Raw genomic sequence first — 24,571 nt, forward strand, 5'->3', positions numbered from 1 at the left:
CGTCACGGTCCAACGTCAGGTCATCGGCGAAACCCCGGTCGCCCGTGGCGTCCGGCACGTACTTCACGGTGACAACGATCCTCAAGCTCACGCCGACTCCTCCACTGCCCTGCTTGCCCAACTGCAGTCGTCCAACTACTCCCGCCAACGTATGGCACTCAGTTCCCTCTGTAAAGGTACCTAGTGCCAAAGGTGACGCTCCGGTGTTACGTTCCCGGCATGAGCGAGGCGCGCGAGGTCAACGGGGCACAGAAGAAGGCACCCATGCGGGAGGTGCTGGCCGAGGCGGCGTTCCAGCTGTTCACGGAGCGTGGGTTCGAGCGGACGACCGTGGACGACATCGTGGCGCGGGCCGGGGTCGGGCGGCGGTCCTTCTTCCGCTACTTCCCGTCCAAGGAGGACGCGGTCTTCCCGGACCACGAGAGCTGCCTCGCCGACATGACGGCGTTCCTCGACGCCGCGAGCGACGAGAGCGACGCCGTGGACGTGGTGTGCGACGCCGCGTGCCTGGTGCTGCGCGTCTACTCCACGAACCCCGAATTCTCCGTGCAGCGCTACAAGTTGACCCGCGAGGTGCCGGGCCTTCGGACCTACGAACTGTCCGTCGTGCGGCGCTACGAGCGCATGCTCGCCGGGTATCTGCGGCAGCGCTGGGCCGACACCGCCGACGCCTCGCTGCGGGCCGAGGTGGTGGCCGCCTCCGTCGTCGCCGCGCACAACAACGGCCTGCGCTCCTGGCTGCGTTCGGGTGGCGAGGGCGACGCCGAGGACGCGGTCGACCGCGCGCTGCGGCTCGTACGGCGAACGTGGGGTGAAGGTGCCGCCGGTGCGGCTGCGCCCGAGGCCCAACAGGAGGATGTCGTCGTGATGGTGGCGACCAAGGGGGCCCCGATGTGGCGGGTCATCCAGCGGGTGGAATCGGCGCTGCGGGACGACTGAATCGGAGCCCGAAGCAACTTGATGGTACTCAGTGTCTTTACCGGCTGGCACTGAGTGTCATACGCTGAGAGGGCGTCGAGGCACTGCCGCCCGGCGCGCGCCGGCGAGTGCGGGAGGCCGAAGGATGTCAGTGATGTCAGGGACGTTCACGAGCGGCATCGGCGTCATGGCGCCGAAGGGTGGCGAGGGCGTCAGCGGCGCCCCGGACGGTGCGGACGGCGACGCGGGATTCCCCTATCAGCGCTGCCGTTGGTGTCGCACTCCGTCCTTCCGGCGGCTGTTGTGTCCGGTCTGCGCGTCGAGCGAGCTGACCACCGAGCACAGCGCGGGCCCCGGCGTCGTGGTCCAGTCCCGCGTCGTCCACCGCGGTACCGGAGTCGCGCGCAACGAGGCGCTGGTCCGCTTCCCGGAGGACTTCATCGTGCCCTGCCGCATCGTGGGCACCGCACCGCACATGGTGTGGCTCGGCGCCACCGTGCGCCCGGTGGCGAACGCGGCCGCCGACTCCGGCGAGGTCTTCTTCGAGCTCGAGGACGACTTCACCGTCGACTACGACCTGCGCTGACCCCGGCGCCCCGCACCGGTCCCGGCCGCGCGGGCCGCGTCACATGGCCCGCGCCCCCGACTTGATCGCCTCACGGATCCGGTTGTACGTCCCGCAGCGGCACACGTTGCGGATCGCGTCGAGGTCCGCCTCCGTGATCTCGCGGCCCTCCTCCCGCACCTTGCGCACGGTGGCCACCGCGGCCATGATCTGGCCCGGCTGGCAGTAGCCGCACTGCGCCACATCCTGCTCCAGCCAGGCCTCCTGCATCGGGTGCAGCTCGCGGCCGACGGTGGCGGGCAGTCCCTCGATCGTCGTCACCTCGTCGTCCGGATCGATCCGGGAGACCGGCACCGAACACGGGTTGAACGCCTTGCCGTTGATGTGCGACGTACAGGCCTGGCAGACGCCGATCCCGCAGCCGTACTTGGGTCCGGTGACGCCGAGCAGATCGCGCAGGACCCACAGCAGCCGTACGTCGTCCTCGGCCTCGACGGTGATCCGCTCGCCGTTCAGCGTGAAAGTGTGGCGCGGCATCGGGGAATCAGGTCTCCTCGGTAGTCGGGGAACAGCGGATCCAGGATCAGTACGCCGCGTCGATCAGTACGCCCGGTCGAGCCCGTCCGTCGGTGACTGCGGTGTCGACGGCTCGCGCGGCAGCGGCTCGAACGCCAGCTCCGCGTGGTCGATGGGGAAGCGCGTCGGCAGTGTGCCGGTCGCCCGCGCGTAGGCGCACGCGACGGCGGCGAAGGCGGGCGCGACGCCCAACTCCCCGGCCCCCGAAGGCTTTTCGCCGGTGTTCGGCATCACGATGACGCGGAGTTCGGGCGGGGTGTTCCACTGCCGCGTGTAGAAGTAGTTGTCCCAGCTGCCCTCCAGCGGGAGGCCGTCCTCGATGTGCAGGCTTGAGGTGAGCGCCATGGCGAGGCCGTCGTTGAAGCAGCCCATCATCTGCGCGCCCAGGCCCCGCGGATTGATCGCGAACCCGGCGTCCACCACGATCAGCGCCTTGGTGACCCGCGGCCCCGTCACCCCGTCCCTGACCTCGCGGCCCACGGTCTCCGGCCGGCAGTCGATCTCGACGAGGATCGCCACGGCGCCGCGGTACTCGGTGTGCAGGGCGATCCCCTGCGCGACGCCGTCGGGCAGCGACCGGCCCCACCCACCCTCCTCGGCCGCTTTGTCGAGTACGGCCCGCAACCGCTCGTCCTTGAGGAACGAGCGCCGGAACTCCACCGGGTCCCGGTCCATCTTCCGCGCCAGCTCGTCGACCATCAGCTCGCGCGCGCAGGCCACGTTCGGCGAGTAGATGTTGCGCATGCTGCCCGTCGCGAACTTGAGCGGCACCTCGCTGAGCAGCTGCGTGGTGACACCGAAGTCGTACGGGGTGGTCTGCGTCAGCGTGAAGATGGTCTCGGCGAAGGTGAGATTGCCGGCCACGGGCAGCTTCGCGGCCGTCGACGTGATCATCTCGCCGAGCCCGTGTCCGAAGTCCGTCTGCGAACTGGCGTGCCGCTGCTCGTAGCTGAGGACTTCCCTGCCGGTGTACGTGGCGCGCACCCGCGAGACGGACATCGGGTGGGCGCGGCCGTGCCGGAAGCTGTCGGTGCGCGACCAGGACAGCTTGACCGGCTTGCCCATCTTCTGCGAGATCTCCGCCGCCTCGGCGGCGACGTCGTGGAACAGATGCCGGCCGAACGAGCCGCCGCCCTCCACCACATGCACCGTCACCGCGTGCTGCGGGAGGCCGAGCCGCGTCGCGATGTCGCGCTGGGCGACGATCGGGACCTTGAGGCTCGACCAGATCTCGGCCTTCCCGTCGCGCACATCGGCGATGGCGTTGTCCGGCTCCAGCGGGCTGTTGCTGGCGAACGCGAAGGTGAACTCGGCGTCGAGCTTCTTCGTCAGGACCGGCGGCACGATCATCGGGGGAGTGGCCGCCTTGAGCTTGCGCTCGACCGAGTCGTCGGACTCGCCGTCGACGTCGCCCGGGCCCCAGTCGACGTCCAACTCCCTTAGCGCGTCGATGCATTGACCGAAGGTCTCGCCGCGCACCGCGACGCCGTGCTTCAGCTCCACGACGTCCGTGATGCCGGGCATCCGCCGCACGGCGTCCGCGTTGCGCACGGCCCGTACGGTCCCGCCGAGCGTCGGCGGCCTGCGCACCATGGCCGGCTTGGCGTCGGGCACCGCGTGGTCCATGCCGAACTTCTTGCGCCCGGTGACCGCCTCCAGCGCGTCGACGCGGTTCTGGGGTGTGCCGAGCACCTTGAACTCGGACCGCTCCTTCAGCGGCGCCGCCGTCACCTCCAGCGACCGCGTGCTCGCCGCGGCCTTCGCGAGGGAGCCGTACGCGGCACGCCTCGCCGAGGAACCGGAGCCGTGGGACACGATGCCTTCTCGCGTGGTCAGTTCGGAGGTCGCGACACCCCACTGCCGCGCCGCCGTCGCGATCAGGCGCTGCCGCGCGAGGGCGGCTGCGGTGCGTACGGGGCGGTAGATGCTGCGCATCGAGTTGGAGCCGCCGGTGAGCTGGTTCATCAGCAACTCGGGGCGCGCGTCGGCCAGGGAGACCCGCACGGCGTCGAGCGGCAGGTCCAACTCCTCCGCGATCATCATCGCCACCGCGGTGGTCATGCCCTGCCCGACCTCGGCCCGCGGGACAGCGAGGGAGGCGGTGCCGTCCTCGTGCACGCGAACGGTGATCAGGCCCGAGGTCGGGGCCGCCGCGAGATTCTGCATGTCACCGAGGTCGAAGAGCTCCTCCGGCTGGGGCGGCGAGGGCACCGACGCCGCGGCCTCGGCGGAGTCCGCCGCGTCCAGGGCGAACCGGGCACCCACGGCGAGCGTCGGCGCGGCCAGCAGATAGGCGAGCACTCTGCGCCGCCCCGGTGCGCCGGGCGTCGACGGCTCGTCGTGGTGAGGTGAGCGACTCTGCTCGGCCATGGGCGGTCCCTCCGGAACGCGGGCGGGCGCTCGGGCGGGATCGGCCCGGCACCACGGCGGAGCCTGGCACGCCGCCCGTGCGCCCGACATGGACACGGCACGTTCCTCGCCGCTGGTCCACAGGACCGTCACACTTGCCGCGAATTGCCGCTCAGGACCCGTCGGCCCCCGACGCCTCCTGGGCGATCCGGTCGAACTGGGCGCCCATCGCCTCGGCCAGCGCCTGCGCGGCGGACAGCGGACGCACCATCACCATGAAGTCGTCGATCAGGCCGTCCTCGTCGAAGTGCAGGAAGTCGGCGCCGGTGATCTTCCGGTCGCCGACCCGCGCCTCGAAGACGAGCACGTGGTCCCGCCCGTCGGGGTCGCCGATCTCCCGCACGTAGCGGAAGTCCTCGAAGACGCGGGTGACGCCGCGCAGGATCGCCGCGGTGATCGCCCTGCCCGGGTAGGGCTTGAACACGACCGGGCTGGTGAAGACGACGTTCTCGGCCAGCATGGCCTCGACCGCGTCGAGATCGTCCTTCTCCACGGCCGCACGGAAGGGATGCATGCGTGTCACCTCGGTTCCTCGCCCAGGACGTCCATCCATAGGCAACAAGTTGAATAGGTGCGGGTGACAGTAATTGCATCGCTGTATGGTGTCCACATGTCGCTCAAGTACGCCGTCCTGTCCGCGCTCCTCGAGGGCGAGGCCTCCGGGTACGACCTGGCGAAGATCTTCGACGTCTCGGTGTCGAATTTCTGGGCGGCGACGCCCCAGCAGCTCTACCGGGAGCTGGACCGGCTGACCGCCGACGGGCTGATCGACGCCCGGGTGGTGCCGCAGGAGCGCAGGCCGAACAAGCGGATGTTCACGCTGTCCGGGGCCGGCCGCGCCGACCTCGCGGCGTTCACGCGGCGGCAGCCCAAGCCGCTCGCGCTGCGCGACGAACTCATGGTGAAGGTGCAGGCCGTCGACGTCGGCGAGCTCGATGCCGTGCGCGGGCACATCGAGGAGCGGATGGACTGGGCGCGCGGAAAACTCGCCCGTTACGAGCGGGTGCGGCGGCATCTGCTCGGCGAGCTGGACGAGGCGGACTTCCTCGCCGACGGGGAGCGGATCGGCCCCTATCTGACACTGCTGCGCGGCATCTCCTTCGAGGAGGAGAACCTGCGCTGGGGGCGGCGCGTCCTGGAGATCCTGGAGCGGCGCGCCGCCCGCGCCGCTCAGCCCTCCGGGTCCGCGGAGGGCTCGGGCTCCTTGAGCTGAAGCCCGTTCTCCCAGATCTTGTTGAGCGTCGTCACCAGCTTCTCGTACGGGATGCGCTGGCCGAGGACGAACACCAGGTACGCCATGCGGCTCACCATCACCGACAGGGCGTGCGCGGTCACCAGTGGGTCGAGGGCTGGGTCGGCCGCACCGGCGTCCTGCAGGGAACGGATCAGCTTGGCGTTGCGGCGCGCAAACGCGTTGCCCCGCTCGATGCGCAGCTGCTTGAACGTCTCGTCGACCTGGGCGACCTGCTCGAAGAGCGCCATGAGCCGCGCGTTCTTCTTGTACGCGCGCAGATACTCGCGGTTCGACGCGTCGATCATCTCGCGCGGATCCGTGATGCCCGTGCGCTCGCGCAGATGCGGGTGGAGCATCTCCTCCTGCACCTGCGCGACGAGCGCCTGGAAGATCTCTTCCTTGCTGTTGAAGTACGTGTAGAACGAGCCGGACGCGACATGTGCGGCCTTGGAGATGTCCGTGATCCGGGCGTCGAGATACCCGTCGCGCTCGAACACCTCACGGGCGGCGGCCACCAGCGCGTTGCGCGTGCGGACGCCGCGGGCGCTGCGCGGTGTGATGGGTTGCTTCTGTCCGCCGTCTGCGGCCGGGGCGTGGGCAGCCAACGCGGGTCCCTCCGTTCGTGTTTCCACTGGTGGGCGAACATTCCTCAGGGGGTGTGCACCCACCGGTGGCTGCGGATCGTATCAGCCGACACCCTCGAGGAACTCCAGGAGAGCGGCGCTGACCGCACCGGCCCGCTCCTGCTGGATCCAGTGCCCCGCCCCGTCGAGCACGACGTGCCCGCGCAGATCGGTCAGCACCTCCTCGAGGCGGTCGGCGGGCATGAACCGGCCCACCGGGTCGGCGGATCCGGTGACGAACAGCGAGGGGCGGTCGACGGTGCGTCCGGCGAGGTGCTCCGTCAGCTCCCAGGTGCGGTCCAGGTTGCGGTAGTAGTTGAGGCCGCCGGTGAACCCCGTGCGCTCGAACTCCTCGACGTAGTAGGCGAGTTCCTCCTCGCTCAGCCACGGCGGCGGCGGGAACTGCTCGTCCGGGCGCTCGGCCCACTCGGCCGACCAGATCTCCCGCGTCACCAGCGTCCTGCGCACGTTCTGCGCGAGGGCCCGGTCGGCGACACCCGGCTCCTGGAACCACACCATGTAGAAGGCGTCGCCGAGCCTGCGCTGCATGACGGGCAGCGGCGCCACGGGGGAGCGGGGAGCCACCGGCACACTCATCCCGACCACACCCCGCACCCGCTCCGGGTGGGCGAGCGCCATCTGCCACACCACCTGCGCACCCCAGTCGTGCCCCACGAACACCGCGTCGTCCGCGCCTACGTCATCGAGCAGCCCGACGAGGTCCGCGCAGATGGTGAGCGTGTCGTACGCGTCGACATCCTCCGGCCGCGAGCTGCCGCCGAAGCCGCGCATGTCCGGGGCGAGCACCCGGTACCCCGCCGCGCCGAGCGCGAGCACCTGATGGCGCCACGAGAAGGCCAGCTCCGGAAAGCCATGGCAGAACACCACCAGCGGCTTGTCGGAATCGGCGGGGCCGTGCTCGAAGACGCGCAGCGAGATCCCGTTCACCTCGACCTGCCGCGCGGCCACGCGCTTCCACTCGGACACGGGGGCGGGGGTGGTCATCTGGGCAACTCCTCGAACTCGGCACCGGGTGACAACTTGAACAGTCCCTGTTCAAGGGCGTGTTCAAGGTATTGAAGTTGACGTTGGGTTCAAATATACAGGGGGCGGCCGCAGGGCCGCAGCGGTCGTGACATGTTCGACGACGGAGGAGCCCCGCACGTGAATCCGCCCACCGCACAGCCCCGAAAAGGCTCCGAGCAGGCAGCCGCCGGAACAGCTCCGGCGCGCGCCTCGGGCAAGCTCCTTGCCGCGGGTCTCATCGGAAGTTCCATCGAGTGGTACGACTTCTTTCTCTACGGGACGGCCGCCGCGCTGGTCTTCCCGCAGGTCTTCTTCCCCGACTCCTCGGCGCTGACCGGCACCCTGCTGTCGTTCAGCACGTTCTGGGCGGGCTTCGTCGCCCGGCCGATCGGCGGAGTCGTCGCGGGACACCTCGGCGACCGGCACGGCCGCAAGGCGATGGTCGTCCTGTCCATGGCGCTCATGGGCGCCTGTACGTTCCTCATCGGCTGCCTGCCGGGCGCCGGGGTCATGGGCGCCGCCGCGCCACTGCTGCTCGTGCTGCTCCGCTTCGTGCAGGGCCTCGCGTGCGGCGCCCAGTGGGGCGGCATCGCGCTGCTGCTCACCGAGTCCGCGTCACCCAAACGCAAGGGGTACGCGGGCACCTTCGGGCAGATGGGTGTCTCGCTCGGGGTGTTCCTCGGCAACGGGGTCTTCCTGCTCGCGAGCGCGGTCACCTCGGACGAGGCGTTCATGAGCTGGGGGTGGCGCATCCCGTTCCTGGTGAGCGCCGTGCTGCTGCCCGTCGTGATGTACGTGCAGAACAAGGTCGAGGACTCGCCCGAGTTCCGGGCCATGGCCGAGCAGGCCGCCGCGAAGAACGAGAAGGAGAAGGTCGCCCGGGCGCCCGTCGTCGAGGTCATGCGCACCAAGTGGCGCACCGTGCTGCTCGCGGCCGGACTCCTCGCCGGCACCAACTGCCTGTTCTACATCAGCATCGCCGGTGTCATCAGCTACGCCGCCGAACACCTCGGCCTCGACAAGGACGACATCCTCCTGGTCGCGATGCCGGTGACGGCCGTAGGCGCCCTGTTCGTGCTGTGGGCGGGATGGCTGTCCGACCGCGTCGGACGGCGGCCCGCCGTGCTCGTCGGCGCGGCCATCATCGTGCTCTGGGCGTTCCCCTACTTCTGGCTGGTCAACACCGGTTCGCTGCTGTGGCTCGGCGTCGCCGTCCTGATCGGCGGATTCGGCCAGTCCCTCACGTACGGGCCGCTCGCCGCCTACATCGGGGAACTCTTCGAACCGCGCGTGCGCTACTCCGGCGCCTCGCTCGCCTATCAGATCGCCGCGCTGACCATCAGCGGCGGCACCCCGCTCATCATGACCGCGATCATCGGCGGCACCGGAGGCACCACCTGGGTGTCCGTGTTCGTCGCGGTGATGGGCCTGCTCACCTTCGGCTGTGCCTGGGTGCTGCGCGAGACCAACCCGCGCGAGGTGCGCGAGGACCCGACAGCGGTGCCGGGCGCCGCGGAAGGAGCGCGAACGTGACGACGACCGACCAGGACCTCGCGTACGCCGAGCGGCGCGGCGCCGTGACCGTGGTGACACTCAACCGCCCCGACCGGCTCAACGCCTGGACCAACGAGCTGGAGGACCGCTACTTCGCACTCCTCGACGAGGCGGAGGCCGACCCCGAGGTGCGCGCGGTCGTCGTGACCGGAGCGGGCCGCGGGTTCTGCGCGGGCGCCGACATGGCCGAGCTGGAGCGGATCGGCTCGGCCGACGCGGCGAGCGAGGAACGGCCGAAGAGGGAGCGGCCCCGCTGGTTCCCGCTGAGCCTGCGCAAGCCGCTGATCGGCGCGATCAACGGGGCGGCGGCGGGGCTCGGCCTCGTCGAGGCGCTCTACTTCGACATCCGGTTCAGTACGCCGGAGGCGAAGTTCACCACGTCGTTCGCGCGCCGCGGGCTCATCGCCGAGTACGGGATCGCGTGGCTGCTGCCGCGGATCGTCGGGCCCGCACGGGCGGCGGACCTGCTGTTCTCGGGGCGGGTGGTGCGCGGCACGGAGGCGTACGAGATGGGGCTCGTGAACCGGCTCGTCGAGCGGGACGCGCTGCTCGACGAGGCGGTCGCCTACGCCACGGAGCTGGCGACCTGGTCGTCTCCGACGTCGATGAGCGTGATGAAGCAGCAGCTCGGCGAGGCGTTCGAGACGGACTTCGAAGGGGCGGCGCGCAGGGCCGAGGCACTGATGGAGGAGTCGTTCGGGCGGCCCGATGCGGCGGAGGGTGTGCGGAGCTATCTGGAGGGGCGGGAGCCGGTGTTTCGGCCGTTGGGGCCGGCCTGACCGTTTCGTTGCGGTCACCCCGGCGCGGGGTCGCGGGGCTCTGCCCCGGGCCCCGCTGCTCAATCGCCGCAGGGGCTTGATATTGCCGCCGCCGCCGACGGGCTCGATTCGCCGACAGTAGCGACGGCCGGGAAATCCAAACGGGAAGGTTCGCATGACCAACGCCTCCGCACCCATCTGGATCCATGCCGCCTCCGCTCCGGACCGGATCGCATTGCGCGGTTCGACGTCCGGTGTCTGGTCGTACGGACAGCTGCGTGAACGGGCCTCCGCCGTACGGGAGGTGCTGGACTCGCACGGTGTCCGGCCCGGCGACCGAGTCTTGCTCGTCGCACCCTCCGTCCCCGAGTTCGCCATGGCGTACTACGGGATCCTCGCCGCGGGCGGCATCGCGGTCACGGCCAACACCATGGCCACCGAGCGCGAGTTGACGTACATGGGACGGGATGCGGGCGTGCGGCTCGTGCTGGCGTGGAGCGCGCTCGCACCGGTGGCACGTCGTACGGCCGATGAACTCGGCGTCGCGTTCGTGGAGGTGAAGGAAGGGCTGGCGGGAATCGCCGCCGTCTCCTCCACTCCCGAGCCACTCCCCGCCGATGCCCACGACACCGCCGCCCTCCTCTACACCTCGGGCACCACCGGCAAGCCCAAGGGCGCCCAGCTCACCCACGGGAATCTCGAATCCTGCGCCGCCATCTTCTGCGACATCCACGCGATCGGACCCGACGACCGCGCCGTCACCGGGCTTCCGCTCTTCCACGTGTTCGGGCAGGCCTGCGTGATGGGGACGACCCTGCGCGCCGGCGGCTCGCTCACCCTGCTCGAACGGTTCGACGCCGGGGTGATGACAGCGCTCATCCGGCGCGACCGGCCCACCTTCATCGCGGGCGTGCCGACCATGTGGAACGCGCTGCTGAGGGCCACCGACGACGAGGAGGCCGACTTCGCGGGGCTGAGGCTCGCGTCCTCCGGCGGGGCCTCCCTTCCCGTCGAGGTCATGCGGGCCTTCGAGGAGCGGTTCGGGTGCACCATCGTCGAGGGGTACGGGCTCACCGAGACCACCGGCGCGGGCACCTGTCATCTCGCGGGCGAACCGGCCGGGCCGGGCACCGTCGGGCGCGCCCTGCCGGGCTGTGCGGTCGCCGTGCGTGACGACGAGGGCGCCGAGCTGCCGCCGGGGGAGGTGGGTGAGGTGCACATCAAGGGCCCCGTGGTCATGAAGGGGTACTGGAACCGGCCCGACGCGACCGGCGAGGCCCTCGACGCCGACGGCTGGCTGCGGACCGGGGACCTCGGCTCCCTCGACGCCGACGGCGATCTGCGCATCGTCGACCGCAAGAAGGACCTCGTCATCCGCGGCGGCTACAACGTGTACCCGCGCGAGGTCGAAGAGGTGCTGTACGAGCATCCCGACATCGTCGAGGCCGCCGTCATCGGGGTGCCCGACGCGCACTACGGCGAGGAGGTCGCGGCCGTCGTCGCCCTGCGCGCCGGCGCCTCGCTCGATGTGCAGGCGCTGCGGTCCTGGGCCAAGGAGCGGCTGTCCGCCTACAAGGTGCCCCATCTGCTCGCCGTGGTCGACGAGTTGCCGAAGGGGGCCACCGGAAAGATCCTCAAGCGCGCCATCGACCCGGACCTCGTCAGGACTCTCTAGAACTTGACGTCGGATTCAAGTACGGTGAGTGGCACGCACCGGGTGGGACGAAGGAAGCGAAGGAGCGGACAGCGGGATGTTGATCAACGACAAGGTCGCGATCGTGACCGGAGCCGCCGGGGGGATCGGCGCCGCCGTGGCCCAGCGCCTCCTCGAGGCCGGCGCCCGAGGTGTGCTGCTCACCGACCTCGACGCGGCGCGCCTGGACGAGACCGTGCTGCGGCTCGCCGGGAGCCACGAGGGACGTGTCGCGGGACTGGCCGGGGACGCGGGCGACACCGAGCACCTCCGCGGCCTCATCGCCGCGGCGGAGAAGGGCTTCGGGCCCGTCGACCTGTACTTCGCCAACGCCGGGATCAGCGGAGGCGCCGGGCTCGACGCCTCCGAGGAGGAGTGGGACCGCGCGCTCGACATCAACGTGAAGGCGCATGTGCGCGCCGCGAAGCTCCTCGTGCCGGGCTGGGTGGAGCGCGGCGAGGGCTACTTCTTCTCCACCGCGTCCGCCGCGGGCCTGCTCACGCAGATCGGCTCGGCGACGTACTCCGTCAGCAAGCACGCCGCCGTCGCCTTCTCCGAGTGGCTCTCGGTCACGTACGGGGACGAGGGGGTGCGCGTGAGCTGCCTGTGCCCGCAGGGCGTCGAGACCGAGCTGCTCATGGCGGGCACCCGCTCCTCCGACCCCACCGAGCAGGCCGCGGCCCGCGCCGTGCTCGACGCCGGGAACCTGCTCAAGCCGCTCGACGTCGCCGACGAGGTGCTCGCGGCCGTCGCCGACGAGCGCTTCCTCGTCCTTCCGCACCCGCAGGTGCTCGACTTCTACCGCCACAAGGGCAGCGATTACGACCGCTGGCTGCGCGGCATGCGCCGCTACCAGAAGTCCGTGCGATGACCGAGCGCAGCGCCGTCCTCTTCGACTTCGGCGGCGTCCTCACCACGAGCCTCATCGACGCCTTCGAGGACCTCGGGCGCGAACTCACCGGCGAGCCCGGCCTGTTGCTGCGTCTACTGACGCACGACAAGGAGAGCAGCGCCCTGCTGGTCGAGCACGAGAAGGGGCTCATCGGGCAGCGCGCCTTCGAGGAGGGCTTCGCGGCGCGCCTTCGTGCGCACGGCGCGGACGTCGAGGCCGCCGGACTCGTCACCCGCATGCAGGCGAACCTGCGCCCCGACCCCGACATGGTCGCCCTCGTCGCGAAGCTGCGCGCCGACGGCATCCGCGTCGGACTGCTCTCCAACTCCCTCGGCGACGACTGCTACGCGGGCTTCGACCTGCCCGTGCTCTTCGACGCCGTCACCATCTCCGGAGAGATCGGCGTGCGCAAGCCCTCGCGGCGCGCCTACGCCATCGCCTGCGAACGCCTCGGCGTCGCACCCGAACAGACCGTCATGGTCGACGACCTCGAACAGAACATCACGTCCGCGGCCCGCATCGGGATCGCCGGCGTCGTGCACCGCGACGCCGCCACGACCGCCGCCGAACTCGACCGCCTGCTGGGCGTGTCGGGCCGCGTGTGACACCGTACGCAATGACTTGGGAGGAACCACTCGTGTACGAACAGTCCGCCAGGGGCAAGGAGTACCAGGACAAGCTGCTCGCCTTCATGGACGAGCACATCTACCCCGCCGAGGCGGTCTACGCGGCGCAGATGGCCGAGTCCGGCGACCCGCACTTCCACCCGCCGGTCCTCGAGGAGCTGAAGACCGAGGCGAAGAAGCGCGGCCTGTGGAACCTTTTCCACCCGCACCCCGAGTGGGGCCCCGGGCTCACCAACCTCGAGTACGCGCCGCTCGCCGAGATCATGGGCCGCAGCGCGGGCCTCGCCCCCGAGGCCACCAACTGCAACGCGCCGGACACCGGCAACATGGAGGTCCTCACCCTCTTCGGGACCGAGGAGCACAAGGAGAAGTGGCTCAAGCCCCTCCTCAACGGTGAGATCGCCTCCGCGTTCGCCATGACCGAGCCCGCGGTGGCCAGCTCCGACGCCAGCAACATCCAGATGCGGATGGAGCGCGACGGCGACGACTACGTCCTCAACGGCCGCAAGTGGTGGACGTCCAACGCTCTGCACGCGAACTGCAAGGTCATGATCGTCATGGGCAAGACGGACCCCGACGGGCCCGCCTTCCGCCAGCAGTCGATGATGGTCGTGCCGATCGACACCCCCGGCGTCACGATCGTGCGCGGACTGCCCGTCTTCGGCTACCAGGACCGTGAGGGCCACGCCGAGGTCCTCTTCGAGAACGTACGGGTCCCGGCCACCGCCCTGCTCTCCGGCGAGGGCGACGGATTCATGATCAGCCAGGCCCGGCTCGGCCCCGGCCGCATCCACCACTGCATGCGCGCCATCGGCATGGCCGAGCGCGCCCTCGACCTGATGATCGACCGGGCGCAGGCCCGGACGACCTTCGGCTCCCCGGTCGCCGACCGCGGCAACATCCAGGACTGGATCGCCGAGGCCCGCATCGAGATCGACATGGCGCGGCTGCTCACGCTCAAGGCCGCGCACCTGATGGACACCGTCGGCAACAAGGAAGCGCGCACCGAGATCGCCGCGATCAAGGTCGCCGCGCCGAACGTCGCGCTGAAGATCGTCGACCGCGCCATCCAGGTGCACGGCGGCGGCGGTGTCTCCGACGACTTCCCGCTCGCCAGCATGTACGCACACCTGCGCACCCTGCGCCTGGCCGACGGGCCCGACGAGGTGCACAAGCGGACGATCGCCCGGCGCGAGCTGCGCCGCCGGCAGAAGGACCGGGGTGAGAAGTGACCTCTTCCCTGGAGGGGAAGGTCGCCGTGGTGACCGGCGCGTCGCGGGGCATCGGCCTCGCGGCGGCCGGCGCCCTGCGCGACCACGGCGCCCGCGTCGTGGTCACCTCCCGTGACGAGGACCGCGCGAAGGACGCGGCCCGCGAGCTCGGCGACGGCGTCGAGGGGTTCGGGGCGCACGCCACCGACGAGGAAGCCGCGCGCGCCTGCGTCGAGCACGTCGTGGAGACGTACGGCCGCCTCGACATCCTCGTCAACAACGCCGGTACGAACCCGGCGTACGGCCCGATCGTCGACCAGGACCACGCGCGCTTCGCCAAGACCATGGACGTCAACCTGTGGGCGCCGATCCTGTGGACGTCCCTCGCGGTGAAGGCCTGGATGGGCGAACACGGCGGCGTGGTCGTCAACACGGCCTCGATCGGGGGACTTTCGGTCGCGAAGGACGTCGGGATCTACCACGTCTCCAAGGCCGCGCTGATCCACCTCACCAAGCACCTCGCGCTCGAACTCGGCCCGAAGGTACGGGTCAACGCCATCGCGCCCGGCGTCGTGCGCACCCGGCTCGCCGAGGCGCTGTGGCAGGACAACGAGGAGGCGGTCGCGGGCGCGACGCCGCTCGGCCGGATCGGCGAACCCGAGGACATCGGCGAGGCCGTCGCCTTCCTCGCCGGGGAGGGCGCCCGCTGGATCACCGGGGAGACCCTCGTCGTCGACGGCGGTCAACTCGTCGGCTCGGGCCCGCTGTAACCGCGTGGTGGATGGGGGTGGTCCTCCAGGTGAAGCGTGCGCGAGGATGGAGGCATGACCGCGGCCCAGCGCGCCATGACCGAGCTCGGGACATGGCCGACCCTGGTAAGTGGCCCGCCCCGGTGCTCGGTTGGGCACGCGTTTCGCGCGGCGGGCCACGACCTTGTGCACTTCCACGCCGACGACTGCGCCGATCTGTACCTGACGTCGTCGGCCGTGCAGCGACTCCTGCCCCAACTGCGACACAACAGTGCCATCAGGGTGCAACCGGGAGCCTCCTGGATTACCGTGCTTCTCGAATGCGACACGGATGTGCAGCTGTTGCTGAGCCTGGTGAGCGTCGCACTGAAGGAACACGATGCGCACGCCTGCCCCTCACCTCCGTGTGACTGGGAGCGCGGTTAGCGACGAGAGGCGAGCGCCGATGCGCAAGATCGTTTTCATGATGGGCATCTCCCTCGACGGCTATATGGAGGGCCCCGGCCGCGACATCGGCTGGCACCGGGTCGACGAGGAACTGCACCAGCACATGAACGAGGTGTGCGGCTCCTTCGGCGGCATCCTGGCCGGACGCGTCACGCACGAGCTGATGGCCGACTACTGGCCCACCGCCGACAAGGACCCCGAGGCCTCGCCCGCCACCGCCGAATTCGCGGGCATCTGGCGCGAGATCCCGAAGATCGTGTTCTCCCGGACGCTGAAGCCGGGGCCCGCCGAGTGGCACACCACCGTCATGCCGGAGGTGGCGCCCGAGGCGATCCGCGCGCTCAAGGAGCAGTCCGGCGGCGACCTGGTGATCGACGGGGCGAATCTGGCGAAGACGTTCCTGGAGCACGACCTCGTGGACGAGTTCCGGGTCTACGTGCACCCGGTCATGATCGGCACGGGCACCCCCATGTTCCACCGCGCGGAGACCTTCGCCGTGCGCCCCCTGCGCCTCGTGGAGACGCACACGTTCGGGAACGGCGTCGTCCTGCTGCGGCACGAGCGGGACCGCGGCTGACCCCGGGCGATATCGCCGTGGGCGAAGTGCGGGGCGAGGGCGCCCCGCGCGCTCGTACGGTGGGCCGATGAGCATCCAGGAGAGCCCTCGCCCCCGTCCCGCTCCGGCCCAGGAGCCCCTGTGGCGTGATGTCGTCGGCGGGGTGCTGCGGCGGCGCAGGCGGGCGCAGGGGCGGACGCTGCAGGACGTGGCGGACGTCGCCGGGATCTCGATGCCCTATCTGTCGGAGGTCGAGCGCGGGCGCAAGGAGGCGTCGTCGGAGATGCTGGCCGCCGTGGCGGGAGCGCTCGGGCTCGGTCTCGGCGACGTACTCGCCCTCGCGCAGGGGGAGTTGACGCAGGCGGTGCGGCCGGTCCGGCTGGTTTCCCGCGTCGGCGTCACCGCGCCCGGGCAGGGCTCGCGGGGCACCGTCTGCCTCGCCGCCTGAGCTGGGCTCAGTCCTCTTCGAGGTGGCGCCGCAGCACCGGGACGTGGCTGTGCTCGATGTCCTTCACCGACGTCACGAGCGTCACCCGCCCGCGCTCGGCCAGGCCGCGCACGTGGTCGACGAGTTCGGCGCGCTCCGGTTCCGCCAGCTCCGCCGCGTAGCGCTCGGCGAACGCGTCGTATCGGTCCGTCTTGTCCTCGTGGTACCAGGAACGCAGCTCCTTCGACGGCGCGATGTCCTTGAGCCACTCGTCGATGTCGGCGCGCTCCTTCGAGACGCCGCGCGGCCAGAGCCGGTCGACCAGCAGGCGGGTGCCGTCGGCCGGGGCGGCCGGATCGTAGACCCGGCGGACGGCGAAGGATGCGGAGCCGTGGTGTGCGGTCATGGATCCATTGTGCTGCGTTGCCCGGCTGTGCGCCGTGGGTGCGGTGGAGCGGCCGGGTGTCAGCCGTTCGGCCCACGCGCGATGGCGGAGCCCGGTGTTCCGTAGGGACAGTCGAGCATGACCCAAGCACCGTACGACCCGCAGACTCCCCACCGGACGCCCGGCGGCGACGCCCCGCAGGGGCAGGGTCCGCTCGGCAGACTCGCCCAATCCGCCTGGCAGGCCGTGCTGCTCATGGGCGTGGCCTCGGTGATCCTCGGGGTGCTCGTCCTGGCCTGGCCGGGCGTCTCGCTGCGCGTGGCGGGCGTCCTGTTCGGCGTGTACCTGCTGGTGAGCGGCATCTTCCAGCTCGTCGCCGCGTTCGGCACGCACGCCACGGCCGGGATGCGCGTCATCGGCTTCATCAGCGGCGCCCTGTCGGTGCTGCTCGGCCTGTTCTGCTTCCGCGACGCGATGGAGTCGACGCTGCTGCTCGCCCTGTGGATCGGCATCGGCTGGCTGTTCCGCGGCATCACGCAGACCGTCGCCGCGGCCTCCGACCCCGCCATGCCCACGCGCGGCTGGCAGGTCTTCCTCGGTGTCATCACCGCGCTCGCCGGTGTCGTCCTGATCGTGTCGCCGTTCGAGACCCTGGCGGTCCTCACGCTGGTCACGGGCATCTGGCTGATCGTGGTCGGCGTCGTGGAGATCGGCACGTCGTTCGCGGTCCGCAAGCGGGCGAAGGGCATCCCCGCCGGGGTGTGACCCCGGCAGACGGCACGCAGCACATACGGTGAGGGCCCCGCTGATCCAGCGGGGCCCTCACCGTATGCGTGTGTCGGGGGAGCGGGCGGTCAGACGCCCACGGCCTCCTCCATCTCCTCTTCCTGCTCCTGGTCGCGGACGGGTTCCCGCTTGTGCTTGTGCGCGGCGGCCGGTGCGACGGCGGCCGGGGTGCCGCGCCGGCGCTCGGCGAGGGCCGCGACCGCGATCATGGCCGCGCCCACGAGCAGCCAGGCCACCAGCGTCCAGATGTTGCGCGCGAGGTCGTGCTGCCCGAAGTACAGCAGGCTGCGGGCGCCCTCGACATATCCGGCGCCGTTCCAGAAGGCGTGCAGGCCGCCGAAGAAGCCGTTCTGCAGCTCGGGCCGGAAGATCCCGCCGGAACTGGTGAAGTTCAGCATCACGAACAGCACCATCACGCCGAGCGTCGTCCACTTCTTCAGGAACGTGTGCAGCCCCACGCCGATCAGCAGCACACCCGCCGAGTACAGCCACGTCATGCCCCACAGGCCCCACAGGTGGCTGTGCGCGAGGTGGAAGACCGGCCCCGCGAACGCCGCGCCGATCAGGCTGACCACGCCGGACGCGCCGACCACCAGCAGCGCGCGCGTACGCATCCGCAGCACCCCGCCGGCGCCGCCGATCACCGCCACCGAGGCGTACGAGCCGATGCTCACCGCCACGAGCAGGAAGAACAGGCCCTGGCCCGTCGGGTCGTCGTCCACGGAGGGCACCACGTCGGTGACCTTCAGGGGAGCGCCCTGCTCGGCGGCGACCGGCGTGAAGATCTTCTGGACGACGGAGACGGTCGTGTCCGAACCCGCGGAGGCCACGATCAGCTCGGGCTTGTCCCCGAGGACGTAGGCGCCGTCGATGTCCCGGGCCTTGAGCTGGTCGACCGCGCCGGCGCGGTCGTCGAGCGTGCGGACGTCGAGGGCGTCGCCCGCTTTGTCCTTCACGGTCTGCGCGAAGACCTTCGCCTCCGGACCCGAGCCGACGACGGCGATCGGCATGTGGTGCGGCTCCGGCGAGACGAAGGCGCCGAGATAGGCGAGGCCCATGCCGACGCACATCAGAAGCGGGGTGAGCAGATGCGTCAGGACGTGGCGCAGCGCAGGTTCGCGCGTGCCGCTCATGGGCAGGACCTCCACGGTTCGACTGGTTGGCTTATACAACTCTTGGTGCAGTTGTACTCTACAACCATGGAGGGGGTCGAAAGTCCCCGAGCGGGTGTGACCATGGCCACCTGACGGTGAAGCGGCAGGTCAGGCGGGGCGGGGGAGGGGGTGGTCCGGGGCGGCGTGCGCCGGTGGCGCGGGCCGTGTGTCGCCGCCGTTCTCATACGTCCGAAGGCGCTCGCGCAGTGCGTGCATGCGCAGGCTCGTCTCGTACAGATAGCGGACCTTCGTCCGCATCACCCACGGCTCGATCGGCTTGGACACGTAGTCGGCGACGCCGAGCTCGAAGGCCTGGGCGGCGAGCTTGGTGTCCTGGCCCGCGCCGGTGATCAGCATGATGGGGATGTCCTGGGTCTGCTCGAGGCGCCTCATGTAGTGCGCGACCTCGAGGCCGCTGACGTCGGGCATCAGCACGTCGAGCAGGACCAGGCCAATGCCGCCGCGCAGCACCGCCTTGAGCGCGTCGTCCCCGGTGGTGGCCCGGTCGACCGGGTAGCCCAGCGGCGCCAGCGCGCTCTCCATCGCGAACAGGGTGTCGTCGCGGTCGTCGACGACGAGGATCCTCGGCCGTGCAGCGGTGGGCATCGCCAAGCGCCTCCCCTCGTCGGCACCGCCAGCATATGCCGGAATCAACGGGAGGGAAGAGGTCGCTCAGTCCTCTCCGCGCACCAGATTCCAGTCCGTGTCACGGTCGTTCGCGCCACCGGCGGAATCGGGTCCGTCACGCCGCGCCGCCCTGCAGGTGCGGATCCTGCCCTTGACCTCGCGCTTGGTCTCTGCGGGGTGCGGTGCGCGCTCCTTTGTGTTCATGATCGGATCCTCCTCCGACCGAAAACCGATGGGATTCGGTCGAGTTCGGTTGTAGACGAGTTTGTAGACGGGTTTGTGGGCCGGTTCGTGGGCCGGTGTGTGGACGGGCCCGTTCAGCCGGTCTTCGGTGCCGGCTGCTTCGCGCAGTGCGTCGCGAACGGGTGGCCCGCCGGGTCGGAGTAGAGCCGCATCTCGTTGGGGCCCCGCGCGCCACGGGTCTCCAGCGGTCGGGCGCCCAGACCGATGAGCCGGCGCTCCACCTCGTCGAGATCCTCCTGGTCCACCAGGAAGTCGAGATGGGCCTGCTGCGAGTCGTCGGGGCGCGGCCAGCTGGGCGGTGCGGCGTTCAGGTCGCGGCGGAAGGACATCCGCATGCCCTGCTCGCCGACGACGTCGATGCGGTTGCTGCCGGGCGACGCCTCGATCTCGCCGTCCAGCAACGTCCGGTAGAACTCGGCCAGTTCCTCGGGCTCCGCGCAGTCCAGGACCAGTACTCCCGCCCGCACCAGGCTCATGTCTCCTCCTCCGTCGCACCCCCGTGGCGCGCATCGTGGCGCCGAGTACCCAGCGCGCGCGGCGCCAACCCGGGTTTCCCGGCCCCCTGGCTGGTCACCCGGCCCTCAGCAGTCCTCTCCGAACCGAGCGAACCGAACCGAACCGAGCGAAAGGGTCCCGGCATGAGCACCAAGGTCGCCGATCACATCCTCGACCGGCTGCGCGCCTGGGGCGTGGAGCAGGTCTTCGGCTATCCGGGAGACGGCATCAACGGCCTCCTCGCCGCCTGGGGCAGGGCCGACAACCGTCCCGAGTTCGTCCAGGCGCGGCACGAGGAGATGGCGGCCTTCGAAGCGGTCGGCTACGCGAAGTTCAGCGGCCGCGTCGGCGTCTGCGCCGCGACCTCGGGCCCCGGCGCGATCCACCTCCTGAACGGCCTGTACGACGCCAAGCTCGACCACGTGCCGGTCGTCGCGATCGTCGGCCAGACCGCCCGCAGCGCCATGGGCGGCGCGTACCAGCAGGAGGTCGACCTCCACACGCTCTACAAGGACGTCGCCTCCGACTTCGTGGAGACCGTCAACGTCCCCGAGCAGCTGCCCAACGTCCTCGACCGGGCCTTCCGCACCGCGGCCGCGCGCCGCGCCCCGACCGCCGTGATCATCCCCGGTGACGTGCAGGAACTCGACCACACACCGCCGCCGCACGCGTTCAAGATGGTGCCCTCCAGCCTCGACCGCAGCTCGTGGACCGCCGAACCCGCGCAGGAGGCGGTGGAACGGGCCGCCGAGGTGCTCAACGCGGGCGACAAGGTGGCCATCCTCGTCGGCCAGGGCGCGGCCGGCGCGAAGGACGAGGTGTGCGAGGTCGCCGAACTCCTCGGCGCCGGCGTCGCCAAGGCGCTGCTCGGCAAGGACGTGCTCTCCGACGAGCTCCCGTACGTCACCGGGGCCTCGGGCCTGCTCGGCACCCGCCCCTCGTACGAGCTGATGCGGGACTGCGACACCCTCCTCACCATCGGCTCCAGCTTCCCGTACTCCCAGTTCCTGCCCGACTACGGCAAGGCGCGCGGCGTCCAGATCGACATCGACCCGCACATGATCGGCATGCGCTACCCGTACGAGGTGAACCTCGTCGGCGACGCCCGCGCCACGCTCCGCCGCCTGCTGCCGCTGTTGCGCCGCAACGAAGGACGCGACTGGTTCGACGAGACGTGCGCGAGCGTGCGGCGCTGGCACGAGGTCATGGACCGCCGCGCCGAGCTGAGCGCCGACCCGATCAACCCCGAGCACGTGGCCCGCGCCCTCGACCCGCTGCTCCCGGACGACGTGATCCTCACCTCGGACTCCGGTTCCGCCGCCAACTGGTACGCCCGGCACATCACCATGCGCGGCACGATGCGCGGCTCCCTGTCCGGCACCCTCGCCACCATGGGCTGCGGCGTCCCCTACGCGATCGGCGCCAAGTACGCGCACCCCGACCGGCCCGTCGTGGCGCTCGTCGGCGACGGCGCGATGCAGATGAACGGGCTCGCGGAACTCATCACCGCCGCCAAGTACCGGCACCGCTGGAGCGATCAGCGTCTCGTCGTCGGCGTGTTCAACAACCGGGACCTCAACCAGGTGACGTGGGAGCTGCGCGCCATGGGCGGTTCGCCCTCCTTCGTGCCGTCGCAGGAGCTGCCCGACGTCGACTATGCCGCGTTCGCACGGCAGTTGGGGCTCACCGGCATCCGCGTCGAGAAGCCCGGCGACGTCACCGAGGCGTGGCGGGCGGCGCTCGCCGCCGACGGGCCCGCCGTCGTCGACTTCCGCACCGACCCGTCCGTCCCGCCGATCCCGCCGCACGCGACGTGGGAGCAGATGGAGTCCACGGCGGAGGCGATCCTCAAGGGCGACCCGCAGAGCACCGACGTGGTCAAGCAGGGGTTCAAGGCGAAGGTGCAGGAGTTCTTGCCGGGCGCGGGCAAGCGCGGCCACTGACGTAGTTTGGGGTCCGACCTGAGATTGGTGGGGCCTTGCGGGCAGGGGGAGCGGCAGTGGACGCGCGGCACGACACGGGTGAGCGGTTGCGGGCGATCTGCGACGAGCTGTCGGAGCGCTTCTACGAACGCGCCGACGTCGTACGGACGCTGGTGACCGCCCTGCTCGCCGGGCAGCACTCCCTCGTGCTCGGGCCGCCCGGCACCGCGAAGTCCGAGCTGGCCCGCGAGGTCACCGGCCGGGTCGAGGGCGCGGCGTACTGGGAGATCCTGCTCTCCAAGTTCACGGCTCCGACCCGGATGTTCGGACCGATCGACGTCGCGGCGCTGGCGCGCGGCGAGTACCGGCAGGTGTACGACGGCCGGGCCACGACCGCGCACATCGCGTTCATCGACGAGATCTTCAAGTGCTCCACCGCCGCCCTCAACGAGACACTGGGCTACCTCAACGAGCGGATCTACCACCCGGAGAACGGCGGCGCCCCGATCCACTGCCCGCTCATCGGTGCCATCACGGCCAGCAACGAACTGCCGGAGGGCGAGGACTCCGCCGCGATCTACGACCGGCTCCTCGTCCGGATCGAGGTCGGCTACCTGGAGGACCCCTCGAACTTCGCCGCCCTCGTCCGCTCGGTCGTCGGCGGCCGCGCCGAGCCGCAGGCCCGGACCACGGTCCAACTGGCCGACCTTCAGCGGGCCGTGGCCGAGACCGTGCCCGCCGTGGACGTCCCCGACGCCATCGTCGACGCGGTGTGCACGCTGCGCGCCGCGCTGCGCCGCAAGGAACTCGTCGCCTCCGACCGGCGCTGGCGGCAGGCGGTCGGACTGCTTCAGGCCTCCGCGTACCTCGACGGCAGGAACGAGGTCGCAGAGACCGACCTGTCGGTGCTCACCCACGTGCTGTGGGACTCGCCCGCCCAGCGCCCGACCGTCGAGCGCGAGGTGTTGCACCTGGTCAACCCCGACGCCAAGGAGGCGCTCGACCTGGCCGACACCATCGAGGAGCTGGAGACCCAGCTCGACTCCATGGCCGGGCAGTCCCGCGAAGCCCTGAGCGACTGGGTCATCAAGAAGGCCCACCACCAGCTCGCCACGGCCGGGCAGCGCCTGGAGAAGCTCCGCGAGGAGGCGGCGGGCGCGGGCCGCTCCACCGCAGCCATCGACCGGGTCACGGGACGCCAGCGCGCCGTCCGCGCCCGGATCCTCACCGAGGCGCTCGGCGTGGACGCGAGCATGGTGCGGGACCGGGCTTGAACGGCGCCGTGGTCGCGGACCACTTCGACCGCCTGACATGGCGCGACACCTATGAACAGGCAGCGGGCGTACGGGAGTTGACGGCCGAGCTCGCCGCGCGCCACGAGTGCGCGCAGGACCTGCTCGCCGATGTGTTCCTCGCCGCGTACAAGACGCGGGTGCGGCTGCGCGAGCGCTCCGGGACGCCGCGCTCACGGCTGCTCAACCACGAATTCGTCACCGCGCTCGTCGAGTCGCCGCAGTTCGTGGAGGCGCGCCGGGAGACCGTCGGCGACCCGTACGCCGCCGCGATGGCACTCCTCGCGCAGGGGCCCGCGCTGCGCGGGCTGCTGGAACGGGAGACGGCCGAGGAGCGGACGGGCGAGGCGTCGCGGCGCGAGGACCGGGACGTCGCCGAGACAAGGCCCGGCGAAACGAGCGATCCGAGCACTCCAGGCGCCCCGGGCGCCCCCGGTGTCCGTGCCGCCGCCCGTGCCGCCGCCGCGAAGGCCTCACGCGCCGTCCGCCAAGAGGCGTCCCTGATGCGCGCCTGGGGTCTCGGCCCCGGCGAACTGGAACGGCTGCCGTACGAGGAGCGGGCCCGGCTCGCCGAGCGGCTGCGCACCGGGCGGCTCGCCGAATGGGCCGAACTCATCGGCCGCTTCCGGCAGATGGCCGCCGGCGAACGCGCCCGCAAGGTGGAGAACACCGCCGGCGAACTCGTCGGCGTCACCCTCGGAGACGACCTGTCCCGCCTCGTCCCCTCCGAACTCGCGGGGCTCGGCGTGCCCGCCCTGCGCGCGGTGTTCGCCGCCCGGTACGCCGCCGGGGAACTGATGCTCTACGACAGCCGGGGCGAGCGGCCCGCCGGGCGCGGCGCCGTCATCGCCTGCGTGGACACCTCGCACTCCATGTACGAGGCGGGCCCCGGCGGCGTCACGCGCGAGGTGTGGGCGAAGGCGTGCGCGCTCGCGCTGCTCGACCAGGCGCACGCGGGCGGCCGGGACTTCGTCGGCATCCTGTTCTCGGCCGCCGACAAGGTGCGGGTCTTCCGCTTCCCCGCCGACCGGAGCGCGGGCCTCGACGCGACCCTCGAGTTCGCGGAGACGTTCCTCGGCGGCGGCACCAGCTACCAGGCCCCGCTGGGCGCGGCCCGTGATCTCCTCGAGCGCGAGTTCGACGACGCCGCCCGCGCCCGCGGCGACATCGTGCTGCTCACCGACGACGACTGTGGCGTCACCGAGGAGTGGATGCGCGGCTGGAACGCGGCCAAGCACCGCCTCGGATTCCGCGTCTTCGGCGTGGCCGTCGGCGCCCCGCGCGCCGCCGAGGCCGATTCCGTCCTGGCCGCGCTGTGCGACAACCTCCGCTCGGTGGAGGACTTCACCGACGTGCACGCCGCCGCCGACCTGTTCCGCGTGATCTGACCCGGCCGGGGCCGC

27 protein-coding genes and 1 pseudogene are annotated in these 24,571 nt (G+C 70.9%); 17 read left to right on the plus strand and 11 right to left on the minus strand.

Annotated features, from left to right (window positions below; translation table 11 throughout):
* Positions 1-91 (minus strand): annotated as a pseudogene (locus tag ACZ7L4_RS41515) (electron transfer flavoprotein subunit beta); the annotation flags it as partial.
* 128 nt (positions 92-219) lie between these two features.
* On the opposite strand from ACZ7L4_RS41515, the gene ACZ7L4_RS41520 reads away from it, so the two are divergent.
* Positions 220-939 (plus strand): TetR family transcriptional regulator, encoded by a 720-nt coding sequence (locus tag ACZ7L4_RS41520; protein ID WP_472110271.1) that lies wholly within the window; start codon positions 220-222, stop codon positions 937-939.
* 133 nt (positions 940-1,072) lie between these two features.
* Complete coding sequence (locus tag ACZ7L4_RS41525) at positions 1,073-1,504, plus strand: Zn-ribbon domain-containing OB-fold protein (RefSeq protein WP_472110272.1); 432 nt, start codon at positions 1,073-1,075, stop codon at positions 1,502-1,504.
* Between the two features lie 39 nt (positions 1,505-1,543).
* Here the strand turns inward: ACZ7L4_RS41525 and ACZ7L4_RS41530 are convergent, their stop codons facing one another.
* From ACZ7L4_RS41530 to ACZ7L4_RS41540, 3 genes are all read right to left on the minus strand, one after another.
* Positions 1,544-2,020: a (2Fe-2S)-binding protein gene (locus tag ACZ7L4_RS41530; protein ID WP_472110273.1), complete on the minus strand. Its 477-nt coding sequence runs from the start codon at positions 2,018-2,020 to the stop codon at positions 1,544-1,546.
* Between the two features lie 63 nt (positions 2,021-2,083).
* On the minus strand, positions 2,084-4,429 hold the full coding sequence (locus ACZ7L4_RS41535) for a xanthine dehydrogenase family protein molybdopterin-binding subunit (RefSeq protein ID WP_472110274.1): 2,346 nt from the start codon (positions 4,427-4,429) through the stop codon (positions 2,084-2,086).
* Between the two features lie 151 nt (positions 4,430-4,580).
* Positions 4,581-4,982, minus strand: coding sequence for a nuclear transport factor 2 family protein (locus ACZ7L4_RS41540; protein WP_472110275.1), 402 nt, complete (start codon positions 4,980-4,982; stop codon positions 4,581-4,583).
* 96 nt (positions 4,983-5,078) lie between these two features.
* Between ACZ7L4_RS41540 and ACZ7L4_RS41545 the strand changes: the two genes are divergently transcribed.
* Entirely contained in the window at positions 5,079-5,681 is a 603-nt protein-coding gene (locus tag ACZ7L4_RS41545) for a PadR family transcriptional regulator (RefSeq protein WP_472110276.1), read from the plus strand.
* On the opposite strand, the gene ACZ7L4_RS41550 is transcribed toward ACZ7L4_RS41545, so the two are convergent.
* On the minus strand, positions 5,639-6,307 hold the full coding sequence (locus ACZ7L4_RS41550) for a TetR/AcrR family transcriptional regulator (protein ID WP_472110277.1): 669 nt from the start codon (positions 6,305-6,307) through the stop codon (positions 5,639-5,641). The genes ACZ7L4_RS41545 and ACZ7L4_RS41550 overlap by 43 nt on opposite strands.
* 81 nt (positions 6,308-6,388) lie before the next feature.
* Positions 6,389-7,330, minus strand: a complete 942-nt coding sequence (locus ACZ7L4_RS41555; RefSeq protein WP_472110278.1) for an alpha/beta fold hydrolase — start codon at positions 7,328-7,330, stop codon at positions 6,389-6,391.
* Positions 7,331-7,489: 159 nt separating this feature from the next.
* Here ACZ7L4_RS41555 and ACZ7L4_RS41560 point away from each other — a divergent pair, with 159 nt between their 5' ends.
* From ACZ7L4_RS41560 to ACZ7L4_RS41605, 10 genes are all read left to right on the plus strand, one after another.
* Positions 7,490-8,884 carry an MFS transporter gene (locus ACZ7L4_RS41560; protein ID WP_472110279.1) on the plus strand — a complete coding sequence of 465 codons (1,395 nt, stop codon included), beginning with the start codon at positions 7,490-7,492 and terminating at the stop codon, positions 8,882-8,884.
* Positions 8,881-9,684: an enoyl-CoA hydratase-related protein gene (locus ACZ7L4_RS41565; RefSeq protein ID WP_472110280.1), complete on the plus strand. Its 804-nt coding sequence runs from the start codon at positions 8,881-8,883 to the stop codon at positions 9,682-9,684. The genes ACZ7L4_RS41560 and ACZ7L4_RS41565 overlap by 4 nt, the downstream gene beginning before the upstream one ends.
* A 154-nt stretch (positions 9,685-9,838) precedes the next feature.
* Positions 9,839-11,338, plus strand: a complete 1,500-nt coding sequence (locus tag ACZ7L4_RS41570; RefSeq protein WP_472110281.1) for a long-chain-fatty-acid--CoA ligase — start codon at positions 9,839-9,841, stop codon at positions 11,336-11,338.
* A 76-nt stretch (positions 11,339-11,414) separates the two neighbouring features.
* Positions 11,415-12,227, plus strand: coding sequence for an SDR family oxidoreductase (locus ACZ7L4_RS41575; protein ID WP_472110282.1), 813 nt, complete (start codon positions 11,415-11,417; stop codon positions 12,225-12,227).
* Positions 12,224-12,853 (plus strand): HAD family hydrolase, encoded by a 630-nt coding sequence (locus ACZ7L4_RS41580; protein WP_472110283.1) that lies wholly within the window; start codon positions 12,224-12,226, stop codon positions 12,851-12,853. The genes ACZ7L4_RS41575 and ACZ7L4_RS41580 overlap by 4 nt, the downstream gene beginning before the upstream one ends.
* An 11-nt stretch (positions 12,854-12,864) precedes the next feature.
* Positions 12,865-14,106 (plus strand): acyl-CoA dehydrogenase family protein, encoded by a 1,242-nt coding sequence (locus tag ACZ7L4_RS41585; RefSeq protein WP_472110284.1) that lies wholly within the window; start codon positions 12,865-12,867, stop codon positions 14,104-14,106.
* Positions 14,103-14,855, plus strand: coding sequence for an SDR family oxidoreductase (locus ACZ7L4_RS41590; RefSeq protein ID WP_472110285.1), 753 nt, complete (start codon positions 14,103-14,105; stop codon positions 14,853-14,855). The genes ACZ7L4_RS41585 and ACZ7L4_RS41590 overlap by 4 nt, the downstream gene beginning before the upstream one ends.
* A gap of 54 nt (positions 14,856-14,909) precedes the next feature.
* A complete protein-coding gene (locus ACZ7L4_RS41595) occupies positions 14,910-15,260 on the plus strand; it encodes a luciferase domain-containing protein (protein ID WP_426906363.1) in 351 nt (116 codons plus the stop codon).
* Between the two features lie 19 nt (positions 15,261-15,279).
* On the plus strand, positions 15,280-15,858 hold the full coding sequence (locus ACZ7L4_RS41600; protein WP_472110286.1) for a dihydrofolate reductase family protein: 579 nt from the start codon (positions 15,280-15,282) through the stop codon (positions 15,856-15,858).
* A 67-nt stretch (positions 15,859-15,925) separates the two neighbouring features.
* Complete coding sequence (locus tag ACZ7L4_RS41605; RefSeq protein ID WP_472110287.1) at positions 15,926-16,285, plus strand: helix-turn-helix domain-containing protein; 360 nt, start codon at positions 15,926-15,928, stop codon at positions 16,283-16,285.
* Positions 16,286-16,292: 7 nt separating this feature from the next.
* Here the strand turns inward: ACZ7L4_RS41605 and ACZ7L4_RS41610 are convergent, their stop codons facing one another.
* Positions 16,293-16,670 (minus strand): DUF488 domain-containing protein, encoded by a 378-nt coding sequence (locus ACZ7L4_RS41610; protein ID WP_472110288.1) that lies wholly within the window; start codon positions 16,668-16,670, stop codon positions 16,293-16,295.
* Between the two features lie 117 nt (positions 16,671-16,787).
* On the opposite strand from ACZ7L4_RS41610, the gene ACZ7L4_RS41615 reads away from it, so the two are divergent.
* Positions 16,788-17,414, plus strand: a complete 627-nt coding sequence (locus tag ACZ7L4_RS41615; protein WP_472110289.1) for an HdeD family acid-resistance protein — start codon at positions 16,788-16,790, stop codon at positions 17,412-17,414.
* An 89-nt stretch (positions 17,415-17,503) separates the two neighbouring features.
* Here ACZ7L4_RS41615 and ACZ7L4_RS41620 read toward each other — a convergent pair whose 3' ends face one another.
* From ACZ7L4_RS41620 to ACZ7L4_RS41635, 4 genes are all read right to left on the minus strand, one after another.
* The gene (locus ACZ7L4_RS41620) at positions 17,504-18,568 is read right to left on the minus strand and encodes an ABC-2 transporter permease (RefSeq protein WP_472110290.1); all 1,065 of its coding nucleotides are present in this window, start codon (positions 18,566-18,568) and stop codon (positions 17,504-17,506) included.
* 129 nt (positions 18,569-18,697) lie between these two features.
* Positions 18,698-19,195 carry a response regulator gene (locus ACZ7L4_RS41625; protein WP_472110291.1) on the minus strand — a complete coding sequence of 166 codons (498 nt, stop codon included), beginning with the start codon at positions 19,193-19,195 and terminating at the stop codon, positions 18,698-18,700.
* Between the two features lie 66 nt (positions 19,196-19,261).
* Positions 19,262-19,420 (minus strand): hypothetical protein, encoded by a 159-nt coding sequence (locus tag ACZ7L4_RS41630; RefSeq protein WP_472110292.1) that lies wholly within the window; start codon positions 19,418-19,420, stop codon positions 19,262-19,264.
* A 113-nt stretch (positions 19,421-19,533) separates the two neighbouring features.
* Positions 19,534-19,935: a VOC family protein gene (locus tag ACZ7L4_RS41635; protein WP_385770743.1), complete on the minus strand. Its 402-nt coding sequence runs from the start codon at positions 19,933-19,935 to the stop codon at positions 19,534-19,536.
* A 162-nt stretch (positions 19,936-20,097) separates the two neighbouring features.
* Between ACZ7L4_RS41635 and ACZ7L4_RS41640 the strand changes: the two genes are divergently transcribed.
* Genes ACZ7L4_RS41640 through ACZ7L4_RS41650 form a run of 3 tightly spaced genes read left to right on the plus strand, consistent with a single transcriptional unit; the run spans position 20,098 to position 24,556 of the window.
* Positions 20,098-21,897: a thiamine pyrophosphate-requiring protein gene (locus tag ACZ7L4_RS41640; RefSeq protein WP_472110293.1), complete on the plus strand. Its 1,800-nt coding sequence runs from the start codon at positions 20,098-20,100 to the stop codon at positions 21,895-21,897.
* Positions 21,898-21,953: 56 nt separating this feature from the next.
* The gene (locus ACZ7L4_RS41645; RefSeq protein ID WP_472110295.1) at positions 21,954-23,150 is read left to right on the plus strand and encodes an AAA family ATPase; all 1,197 of its coding nucleotides are present in this window, start codon (positions 21,954-21,956) and stop codon (positions 23,148-23,150) included.
* Positions 23,147-24,556 (plus strand): VWA domain-containing protein, encoded by a 1,410-nt coding sequence (locus ACZ7L4_RS41650; RefSeq protein WP_472110297.1) that lies wholly within the window; start codon positions 23,147-23,149, stop codon positions 24,554-24,556. The genes ACZ7L4_RS41645 and ACZ7L4_RS41650 overlap by 4 nt, the downstream gene beginning before the upstream one ends.
* The last annotated feature ends 15 nt before the right edge of the window (positions 24,557-24,571 follow it).

The organism is Streptomyces sp. NPDC107575 (assembly GCF_055657265.1).

Bases quoted from the DNA above. Each gene is read 5' to 3' on its own strand.
- ACZ7L4_RS41520 (WP_472110271.1), top strand. From the start codon at position 220: ATGAGCGAGGCGCGCGAGGTCAACGGGGCACAGAAGAAGGCACCCATG.
- ACZ7L4_RS41525 (WP_472110272.1), top strand. From the start codon at position 1,073: ATGTCAGGGACGTTCACGAGCGGCATCGGCGTCATGGCGCCGAAGGGT.
- ACZ7L4_RS41530 (WP_472110273.1), bottom strand. From the start codon at position 2,020: ATGCCGCGCCACACTTTCACGCTGAACGGCGAGCGGATCACCGTCGAG.
- ACZ7L4_RS41535 (WP_472110274.1), bottom strand. From the start codon at position 4,429: ATGGCCGAGCAGAGTCGCTCACCTCACCACGACGAGCCGTCGACGCCC.
- ACZ7L4_RS41540 (WP_472110275.1), bottom strand. From the start codon at position 4,982: ATGCATCCCTTCCGTGCGGCCGTGGAGAAGGACGATCTCGACGCGGTC.
- ACZ7L4_RS41545 (WP_472110276.1), top strand. From the start codon at position 5,079: ATGTCGCTCAAGTACGCCGTCCTGTCCGCGCTCCTCGAGGGCGAGGCC.
- ACZ7L4_RS41555 (WP_472110278.1), bottom strand. From the start codon at position 7,330: ATGACCACCCCCGCCCCCGTGTCCGAGTGGAAGCGCGTGGCCGCGCGG.
- ACZ7L4_RS41570 (WP_472110281.1), top strand. From the start codon at position 9,839: ATGACCAACGCCTCCGCACCCATCTGGATCCATGCCGCCTCCGCTCCG.
- ACZ7L4_RS41575 (WP_472110282.1), top strand. From the start codon at position 11,415: ATGTTGATCAACGACAAGGTCGCGATCGTGACCGGAGCCGCCGGGGGG.
- ACZ7L4_RS41580 (WP_472110283.1), top strand. From the start codon at position 12,224: ATGACCGAGCGCAGCGCCGTCCTCTTCGACTTCGGCGGCGTCCTCACC.
- ACZ7L4_RS41585 (WP_472110284.1), top strand. From the start codon at position 12,865: ATGACTTGGGAGGAACCACTCGTGTACGAACAGTCCGCCAGGGGCAAG.
- ACZ7L4_RS41595 (WP_426906363.1), top strand. From the start codon at position 14,910: ATGACCGCGGCCCAGCGCGCCATGACCGAGCTCGGGACATGGCCGACC.
- ACZ7L4_RS41600 (WP_472110286.1), top strand. From the start codon at position 15,280: ATGCGCAAGATCGTTTTCATGATGGGCATCTCCCTCGACGGCTATATG.
- ACZ7L4_RS41605 (WP_472110287.1), top strand. From the start codon at position 15,926: ATGAGCATCCAGGAGAGCCCTCGCCCCCGTCCCGCTCCGGCCCAGGAG.
- ACZ7L4_RS41610 (WP_472110288.1), bottom strand. From the start codon at position 16,670: ATGACCGCACACCACGGCTCCGCATCCTTCGCCGTCCGCCGGGTCTAC.
- ACZ7L4_RS41615 (WP_472110289.1), top strand. From the start codon at position 16,788: ATGACCCAAGCACCGTACGACCCGCAGACTCCCCACCGGACGCCCGGC.
- ACZ7L4_RS41620 (WP_472110290.1), bottom strand. From the start codon at position 18,568: ATGAGCGGCACGCGCGAACCTGCGCTGCGCCACGTCCTGACGCATCTG.
- ACZ7L4_RS41625 (WP_472110291.1), bottom strand. From the start codon at position 19,195: ATGCCCACCGCTGCACGGCCGAGGATCCTCGTCGTCGACGACCGCGAC.
- ACZ7L4_RS41630 (WP_472110292.1), bottom strand. From the start codon at position 19,420: ATGAACACAAAGGAGCGCGCACCGCACCCCGCAGAGACCAAGCGCGAG.
- ACZ7L4_RS41635 (WP_385770743.1), bottom strand. From the start codon at position 19,935: ATGAGCCTGGTGCGGGCGGGAGTACTGGTCCTGGACTGCGCGGAGCCC.
- ACZ7L4_RS41640 (WP_472110293.1), top strand. From the start codon at position 20,098: ATGAGCACCAAGGTCGCCGATCACATCCTCGACCGGCTGCGCGCCTGG.